Raw genomic sequence first — 7,366 nt, 5'->3', positions numbered from 1 at the left:
CTCGGCACATTCACCGGCCCCGCCGGCACCTTCCGTCGCCGCACCAAACTCACCAACAGCCAGACCGCGACCCTCACCACGCTCGACCTACCGGTCCCGCCGCTGATCACCGAGGCGACACCCGCAACCACCTGACCTGCATCGATCCCACCGCCTAGTGACACGCCCCGCCACCAGGCCCACCAGCGTTTCCCCAGATCAGACACCAGATTCACCGACCAGACAGCTCCATCATCTGCGGAAGGCGGGTTTCAACCTGGTCTGGATGTGTTGCTGGGCAGGGGATGCAGATTGCGAGTTGGTGATCGTCGGCGCGTCGGTGTGGCAATGAGTTGAAGCCTCCGGTAGGAGGGCTGTCGACCAAGATCAGTCCTATGGCGGAGGCTTCGCATGCTGTTCTACCGTGCCGTGCTGCCGTTGTCACGTCTGACACTGATCTTCGTGTCCGGTCTCATCCGAGGCCACCGCAGGTTGAGAAGGTTCCATGTCGGGGCGTGATGACGAACGGCTTGACCTGCGGTCATGTCGTCCTCGACCCGCAAGAGTAAGGCTGTTGGAACGCTGCCGGGCCCACCACAATGATCGTGTGTCTACTTGCCTCGCGTGGACACGGACAAGGCGGCAAAGCCGCGCCCACCATGCCGACCCGCGTCGCAACGCACACGCTTGGCTTGCACGAATGAGAGATCAGGGTGTAGGCACACGCGCGGCAGCACAGCATCCCCGTTCTTCCAACTCGAGGCCCAAATTCGGCGGGTCGTTTGTCTACGAGCTGCGGAAACCGCGTCCAACCCTTTGAACGGGACGAGTCACTTCGACCGCGGCGCTGTGATGCCTGCACGACAACAAGATGATCAACTAACGCCCGACCCGGCCTGCACCGGGTTGCGCGACAGCCTTTGGTTCGGCCGAGAGTGTGGATCGATGGGGATCTGAGCCTTGGGGCATGGGGACTGCAGCCGGTGCGATGGCGCGGAGTTTGATGGACGGGGGGTGCACCAGACCGTGGCGCTGGGAGGGGGCGTGGTGGCTACGGGTGGGTTTGTTTGGTGGGGGTGTTGAAGGTTTGGGACAGGCGGTGCATTCCTTCTGTTATTTCTTCTGGGGGGTTTGTTGTGAAGGACAGGCGGAAGGTTGCGTGGTCTGGGGTTGTGGCGAAGAACGGGGCTCCTGGGACGTAGGCCACGTTGTTGGACAGGGCTTTGGGTAGGAGGTGTTCTGTGTTGGCGTTGTCTGGTAGGCGTAGCCAGACGAACATGCCGCCTTCTGGGGTTGTCCACGTGGTGTTCGTTGGGACTGTTGTTGGTAGGGCGTTCAGCATTGTGTCTCTGCGGTGCTTGTAGGCGCCGCACAGCATTGCCACGTGGGCGTTCAGGTCCGTGTTCGACAGGTAGGTCGCGGCTGCCGCCTGGTCGATTGTGCTTGTGTGTAGGTCGGTTGCTTGTTTGGCTATCACCGCGGTGGGCATCAGTTCCTGCGGGGCTCTCAGCCAGCCCAGGCGTAGGCCTGGGGCGCCTATCTTCGACAGGCTGCCCAGGTACAGGACCTTGTCCCCATAGGACGCCATCGGCGGTACCGGGGCGCCCTCGTAGCGCAGTTCGCCGTATGGGTCGTCTTCTACCAGCCACGTGTTGTGGGTGGCGGCCAGGTTCGCTATCTCCTGTCTGCGTTCTCGGGGTTGGGTGCGGCCCGTCGGGTTGGCGAACGTCGGGACCGCGTAGATCAGGGTGGGGTGGTCTCTGGCCAGGACCTCGGCCAGGGACTCCGGGACCATGCCCTGGTCGTCGCTGGCCACCGGGACCACGTGGGCGCCCGCTATCTGGAAGCACTGCAGGGCCGCCAGGTAGGTCGGCTCCTCCACCGCCACCACGTCGCCTGGTTCCAGCAGGATGGTGGTGAGCAGTGTCAGCGCCTGTTGTGAGCCGGTGGTGATCAGCAGGTCGGACTCCGCCGTCGGCACGCCTCGGTGGGTCATGCGGTCGGCGATCAGCGCGCGCAGCAGCGCGTCGCCCTCGGTGGGGCCGTACTGGAGGTTGCGGCGGTCGCCGGACGCCTTCGCGAACGCGTCCGTCCAGCCGTCCACATCGAACAGTTCGGGGGCGGGTAGCCCGCCGGCGAAGGAGATCACCTCCGGGCGCAACGTCAGCGCCAGTAGGTCGCGGACCGGGGAACTCTTGACGCCTTGTAGCCGGCGGGCCGGGGACATGCCGGAATGTTAACGCTCGCTCACGCGTACATGCCACTCCCCGTCTCCAGCAACGACTTCAGGTCGCTTAATACCTCCGGCCAGCCGCCGCCGGCGCCCTCCACGTTGCCGGCCGTCTGGGCCGCGGTCTGCGGTGCGTCCTGGAGGTCGTGGGTCAGGGTCAGGGAGCAGACGCCGTCCTGACCCTCCTTGATCTCGTAGGTCAGCGTGGTGGCCGGCTCGTCCAGCCACGTCGGCCGCCACGTCTGGACGAGGCGGTGCGGCGGGTCGGCCGACACGACCTCGCCCTCGACGACGCACGCCGTCGGGTCCATGCCCTCCATGCCATCACCGGCCAGGGCCTCGAATCTGCCGCCCGGGCGCAGGTCGTAGTTCACGACGGCGCGGTAGCCGTAGCGCTTCGACCATTCCGGCCTGGTGATCGCGTCCCAGATCGCCTGCGGGGTCGCCTTGATGAAGACGCGGTGCACCTGGACGGTGGTGGCGGTAGCGGCAGTGGTCATCGGTTGCTCCAGTTCGGTCTTGAGCGAGGTGAGCGCGGCCACCTGCGACTCGGTGTACTTGTCGATCCACCGGTCGTGAATCAACCGGATGGGTACGACATTCAGGAAGTGCAGCTTCTCCCGCCCGGACTTGCGCGTGGTGATGAGACCGGCGTCCTCCAACAGGCGCAGGTGCTTCATCACCCCGAAGCGGGTCATGTCCACGTCGGACTCGAGATCGCTCAGCGTCCGGCCGTCCCTGGCGAACAGGCGGTCGAGCAGGAGCCTGCGCGTCGGGTCGGCCAGGGCCTTGAAGACCTGGTCGTCGTCGGTCACGGGAGCAATATATGTGACCGTCCGGTCACATGTCAAAGTGGGCGTCGCTGACCCCTGACTGGTTGGATGGGTCGGGCAATCGAACGAACCAACCAAGGAGGAAACGCATGGCGCTCGAGAAGCCCGAGGTCGCCCCCGTCGACGGGCCGCCGCCGGCCGACCTGGTCACCGAGGACATCACCGTCGGCAACGGGGACGAGGCCAGGCCCGGGCAGAGCGTGAGCGTCCACTACGTCGGCGTCGCACATTCGACCGGCGAACAGTTCGACGCGTCCTGGGACCGCGGCTCGGCGTTCAGCTTCCCGCTCGGCGCGGGGCGGGTCATCGCCGGCTGGGACCGCGGGGTGGCCGGCATGAAGGTCGGCGGGCGGCGCCGCCTGGTCATCCCGCCGCACCTCGGCTACGGCGACCGCGGCGCGGGCGGCGCGATCAAGCCGGGCGAGACCCTCATCTTCGTGGTGGACCTGCTCGGGGTCGGCTGAGGACAGGCCCGGCGGGCACGTCTCGCACAGGGGCGACGGAGTCAGCCGCCATGGCCGCCCGGGACAGCGGCGACGCGTCCCGGGCGGCCTTCGCGCCGTCGGAGCTCACCATCCGGGCCCGGCGCGGTGTGCGTGTGGCCCGGGGTGCCGCGGTCACCTGAACATGATCCACGTGGCGTCTTCCGGCGCCGTGGCCGAGGAGTCGTGGTTCAGCGTGTACAGCTCGCTCGAGTCCCGGCACCCGGAGACGTCGTAGAACGTGACCGCGAAGCCCGTGGCGTTCTCGAGCTGGTCGCCCTCGCGGACGTGCAGCAGGTAGCAGACGTTCGGCGTCGCATCCGCCCGGTGCGGCTCGCCGTTGACGTACAGCGCCTCCGGATCGGCAGCGGCCGCGCCGGACGCGGCCACGCAGACCGCCGTGGCGGCACCGATCGCGCACAGGGCGTTGACCGTCTTTCGAATCATGACCTGGTCCTTTCGACATCGTGGGACAACGTCGAATCCAGGTACCCCCGGCCACGGCGGCACAGCGCCGCGGCACAGCTGGTTCACACCACGATCACTCGATGCGACCCGTGTGAGTGGCCCGGTGACGCCGCGTGACCGGCGCGGGCACATGGCATCCGTCCGCGACGAGGACTCACCGGCCGAGCGCGTCGGTGAACGACGCGAGCAGCCGCTCCAGCAGCGGCCACAACGTCAGCGGGCTCTCGACGTGGAGGTTGTGGCCGACGGCGGGCAGCACGACCGCGTCGGGGTCCACCTCGAGCAGCTGCTCGGGCGGGCACATCGGGTCCCGCTCCCCCGCCGCCAGGAACGTCGGGCACGTGGCCCGCGCCACCAGCGCGGGCACGTCCGGCGCGCCGACGCCGAACGCCGCCGGGTCGACCGCGACCCGCCACCCCTCGGCCGACTCGACCACACCGGCGGCGACCAGCGGCGCGTCCGCCGGCACCAACCCCGCCAGGCCGGACACCCTCAGCCACCGGTCCACGGCCTCCTCCCGCGTGGCGAACACCCGCTCCGGCCGGGCCGCGACCTCGGCCGCCTTCGCCAGTTCCGCATCCGACCAGCGCAGCTTGATGCCGACACCGCAGGCCGCCGCGACGTCGACGCCGTACGTGCCGTCGGCCAGCGCCAGGGCGAGGACGCCGCCGAGCGAGTGGCCGAGGACCACGACCTGGCGACCCGTCGGCACGACGGCGGCCACCGAGGCGGCCATGGCCTCGAACGAGTAGGTGTCCAGCCGGGGCGAGCGCCCGTGGCCCGGCAGGTCGGGCGCGATGACCTCGCCCTCCCAGTTCCGTTGCAGCAGGCCGTCCCACACCTCCCCGGTCGCGCCGAGACCGTGCAGCAGGAGCAGGACCGGTTCGCCACCGGGTTGGTGCCGGGCAAGATGGAGCGTGGTCATGAGGCTCGATCGAACAGGCAGAATGGCGATCATGTCCAGTGACACCGATGTCATCGTCGACCCGGACACCTATCTGGTGGACATCCCGCACGCGCTCTTCGCGCGGTTGCGGGCCGAGCACGCCGTGGTCTGGATGGACGAGCCCGAGGTGCCGCTCTGGCCGCTCGGGCCCGGGTTCTGGGGTGTGCTGCGGCACGCGGAGATCAAGCAGGTCATGCGCGACCCCGCGACCTACTCCTCCTACGCGAGGGCCACCCAGATCAGCGACCCGCCGGACGACGAGACGCTCGACTTCGTCCGGCAGATGATGCTCAACCAGGACCCACCGCGGCACTCGCGGCTGCGCAGGATGCTCGCGAGCGCGTTCACCCCCAAGGCGGTCGCCCGGTTGGAGGACCGGATCGCCGGGTGGGCACGCGAGCTGGTGGACCGGGTGGCGGACGACGGCCGGTGCGACTTCGCCGAGCTGGCCGCGGACCTGCCGCTGCGGACCCTCGCCGAGGTCTTCGGCGTGCCGCGGGAGGACCGCTGGCTCATGTACGACTGGAGCAACCGGGTCATCGGCTACCAGGACCCGGAGTACGCGGTCAGCACCAGGGCCGGCGCGGAGGGCGCCACCGACATGGCGAGGCGGGCGATGGTGTTGCGGCCGGAACCGGACGAGCACGGGTACCTGCCCAACCAGCGCACCCGCGAGGGCATGCCGGACCTGTACGCCTACGCCCACGACCTCGCCGAGTTCAAGCGCCGCCGGCCGGGCGAGGACGTCATGAGCAACCTCGTCACCGCCGGGGTGACCACCGAAGAGTTCGAGAACATGTTCTGGCTACTCTCCGTGGCCGGCAACGAAACCCTGCGCAACGCGCTGCCCGGCGGCATGCACGCCCTGCTCCAGCACCGCGACGAGTACCGGAAGGTCAGGGAAGACCGGTCGCTGCTGCCCGGGGCGGTCGAGGAGATGCTGCGCTGGTGGTCCCCCGTGATGCGGTTCCGCCGCACGGCCACGGTGGACACCGAGCTGGGCGGGCGGGAGATCAGGGCGGGCGACAAGGTGGTCGTCTGGTTCTCGTCCGGCAACCGGGACGAGCGGGTGTTCGCCGAACCCGACCGGTTCGACGTCACCCGGACCCAGAACGACCACCTCGCCTTCGGCCACGGCCCGCACTACTGCATCGGCGCGCATCTCGCGAAGACGCAGATGCGGGCGCTGTTCACCGCGGTGTTCGACCGGCTCGGCGAGGTCGAACCGGCCGGCGAACCGGTGCGGCTACGGTCGAACTTCCAACACGGCGTGAAGCACCTGCCGATCAGTTGGTGAGTCGTCCACCGTTACTCAGCAACCACCACAGTTGTAGTACGTGATGTCCCAGTGGTTGCCTTCCTTGTAGTAGATGTTGCCGGCCCCCGACTCCCACTTGGAGCCGCCGATCGAGCTGAAGTTGCCCTGGATGTAGTTGTTCAGGCAGGTCGACAGGCTGGCGTCGAGCTTGTAGCCGTTCCAGTGGCTGTAGGTGCCGCTGGCGTGGCCGGTCTCCGTGCCGCCGGTGACGTTGATGGCGCACCCGCTCGCCGACTTCAGCGTCTGGATGCCCTGGATGGTGGCCAGGTTGACCTGCTCGAACGACGTGCAGGTCGAGTTGTTGCGGTTACTGCAGTTGCCGCTGGACGACCAGGTGATGCCGGACGACCGTAAGCGCGCGGTCGCGTCGGCGTGGCTGAGCTTGGTGACCAGGACGCCCACGGTCGGCGTGCTGGCCGGCGGGTTGTCGAACACCGGGTCGCTGCCCTGTGCGGTGGCCTGCGCGCCGGACGTGCCCAGCAGGAGTGCGGTCGCGGCAGCGGCGACCACGGTGAACGCCCGAACGATAATTCGCATTTATCCCTCCACGGTCGGATTTGAGCCCTTCCGCGGCGGGACTTTAGCAACTATTGACCATGTACTACAGACTCTGTTGGGTAATTTTCCAACGATCCACTTTCATGGTTGCTTCGGTATTCCCAGATCGCCACGGCGAACGCGAGCAGGATCAGGATCACCGCGGAGAACATGGCGACCGAGAACCCGCTGGCGCCCGCACCGAGCGCGGCGGTGGCGGCGTAGAACACGGCCGCGAGCAGTGCGGTGCCCACCGCCCCGCCGAGCCGCTGGCCGGTCTGCAACACACCGCTCGCCACGCCGGACATCTCCGGCGGCACGCTCGCGAGCGTCAGCGTGGTGTTCGGCGAGATCACCGCGCCGCCGCCGACACCGGCCACGAGCAACGGCAGCGCGATCACCAGCACGAGCGCGTCCCTGTCGACGACGAACCCGAGCACACCGACCGCCGTGAGCCCGACGATCATGAGGGTCAACCCGGCGATCGTGACCCACCGGCCGTAACGCGACACCAGCCGTCCGGAGATCCACGCCGACACGGCCGAGCCCAGCGAGAACGGCGTCACGGCCAGG

The 7,366-nt window shown here is 68.3% G+C and carries 8 protein-coding genes; 2 read left to right on the top strand and 6 right to left on the bottom strand.

From position 1 onward, the window contains the following. Positions 1–1,030: 1,030 nt before the first annotated feature. Both ACJ73U_RS02055 and ACJ73U_RS02050 read right to left on the bottom strand, forming a co-directional pair. Positions 1,031–2,206: a PLP-dependent aminotransferase family protein gene (locus ACJ73U_RS02055; protein WP_407775762.1), complete on the bottom strand. Its 1,176-nt coding sequence runs from the start codon at positions 2,204–2,206 to the stop codon at positions 1,031–1,033. A gap of 20 nt (positions 2,207–2,226) precedes the next feature. Next, the gene (locus ACJ73U_RS02050; protein WP_407775761.1) at positions 2,227–3,024 is read right to left on the bottom strand and encodes an ArsR/SmtB family transcription factor; all 798 of its coding nucleotides are present in this window, start codon (positions 3,022–3,024) and stop codon (positions 2,227–2,229) included. 107 nt (positions 3,025–3,131) lie between these two features. Here ACJ73U_RS02050 and ACJ73U_RS02045 point away from each other — a divergent pair, with 107 nt between their 5' ends. Then, positions 3,132–3,506, top strand: coding sequence for an FKBP-type peptidyl-prolyl cis-trans isomerase (locus ACJ73U_RS02045; RefSeq protein WP_407775760.1), 375 nt, complete (start codon positions 3,132–3,134; stop codon positions 3,504–3,506). Positions 3,507–3,659: 153 nt separating this feature from the next. Here ACJ73U_RS02045 and ACJ73U_RS02040 read toward each other — a convergent pair whose 3' ends face one another. Both ACJ73U_RS02040 and ACJ73U_RS02035 read right to left on the bottom strand, forming a co-directional pair. Continuing rightward, the gene (locus ACJ73U_RS02040) at positions 3,660–3,971 is read right to left on the bottom strand and encodes a hypothetical protein (protein WP_407775759.1); all 312 of its coding nucleotides are present in this window, start codon (positions 3,969–3,971) and stop codon (positions 3,660–3,662) included. Positions 3,972–4,146: 175 nt separating this feature from the next. Continuing rightward, complete coding sequence (locus ACJ73U_RS02035) at positions 4,147–4,917, bottom strand: alpha/beta fold hydrolase (protein WP_407775758.1); 771 nt, start codon at positions 4,915–4,917, stop codon at positions 4,147–4,149. A gap of 31 nt (positions 4,918–4,948) precedes the next feature. Here ACJ73U_RS02035 and ACJ73U_RS02030 point away from each other — a divergent pair, with 31 nt between their 5' ends. Continuing rightward, positions 4,949–6,235 carry a cytochrome P450 gene (locus ACJ73U_RS02030; protein WP_407775757.1) on the top strand — a complete coding sequence of 429 codons (1,287 nt, stop codon included), beginning with the start codon at positions 4,949–4,951 and terminating at the stop codon, positions 6,233–6,235. A gap of 15 nt (positions 6,236–6,250) precedes the next feature. On the opposite strand, the gene ACJ73U_RS02025 is transcribed toward ACJ73U_RS02030, so the two are convergent. Beyond that, positions 6,251–6,793 carry a hypothetical protein gene (locus tag ACJ73U_RS02025; protein WP_407775756.1) on the bottom strand — a complete coding sequence of 181 codons (543 nt, stop codon included), beginning with the start codon at positions 6,791–6,793 and terminating at the stop codon, positions 6,251–6,253. A 50-nt stretch (positions 6,794–6,843) separates the two neighbouring features. Then, on the bottom strand, positions 6,844–7,366 hold a 523-nt coding region (locus ACJ73U_RS02020; RefSeq protein ID WP_407775755.1), incomplete at its 5' end, for an MFS transporter.

The organism is Actinophytocola sp. (assembly GCF_045807065.1).
GTDB lineage: Bacteria > Actinomycetota > Actinomycetes > Mycobacteriales > Pseudonocardiaceae > Actinophytocola.
The sequence above is the reverse complement of the archived record's forward strand: the minus strand, read 5'-3'. Positions and strand labels throughout refer to the sequence as shown.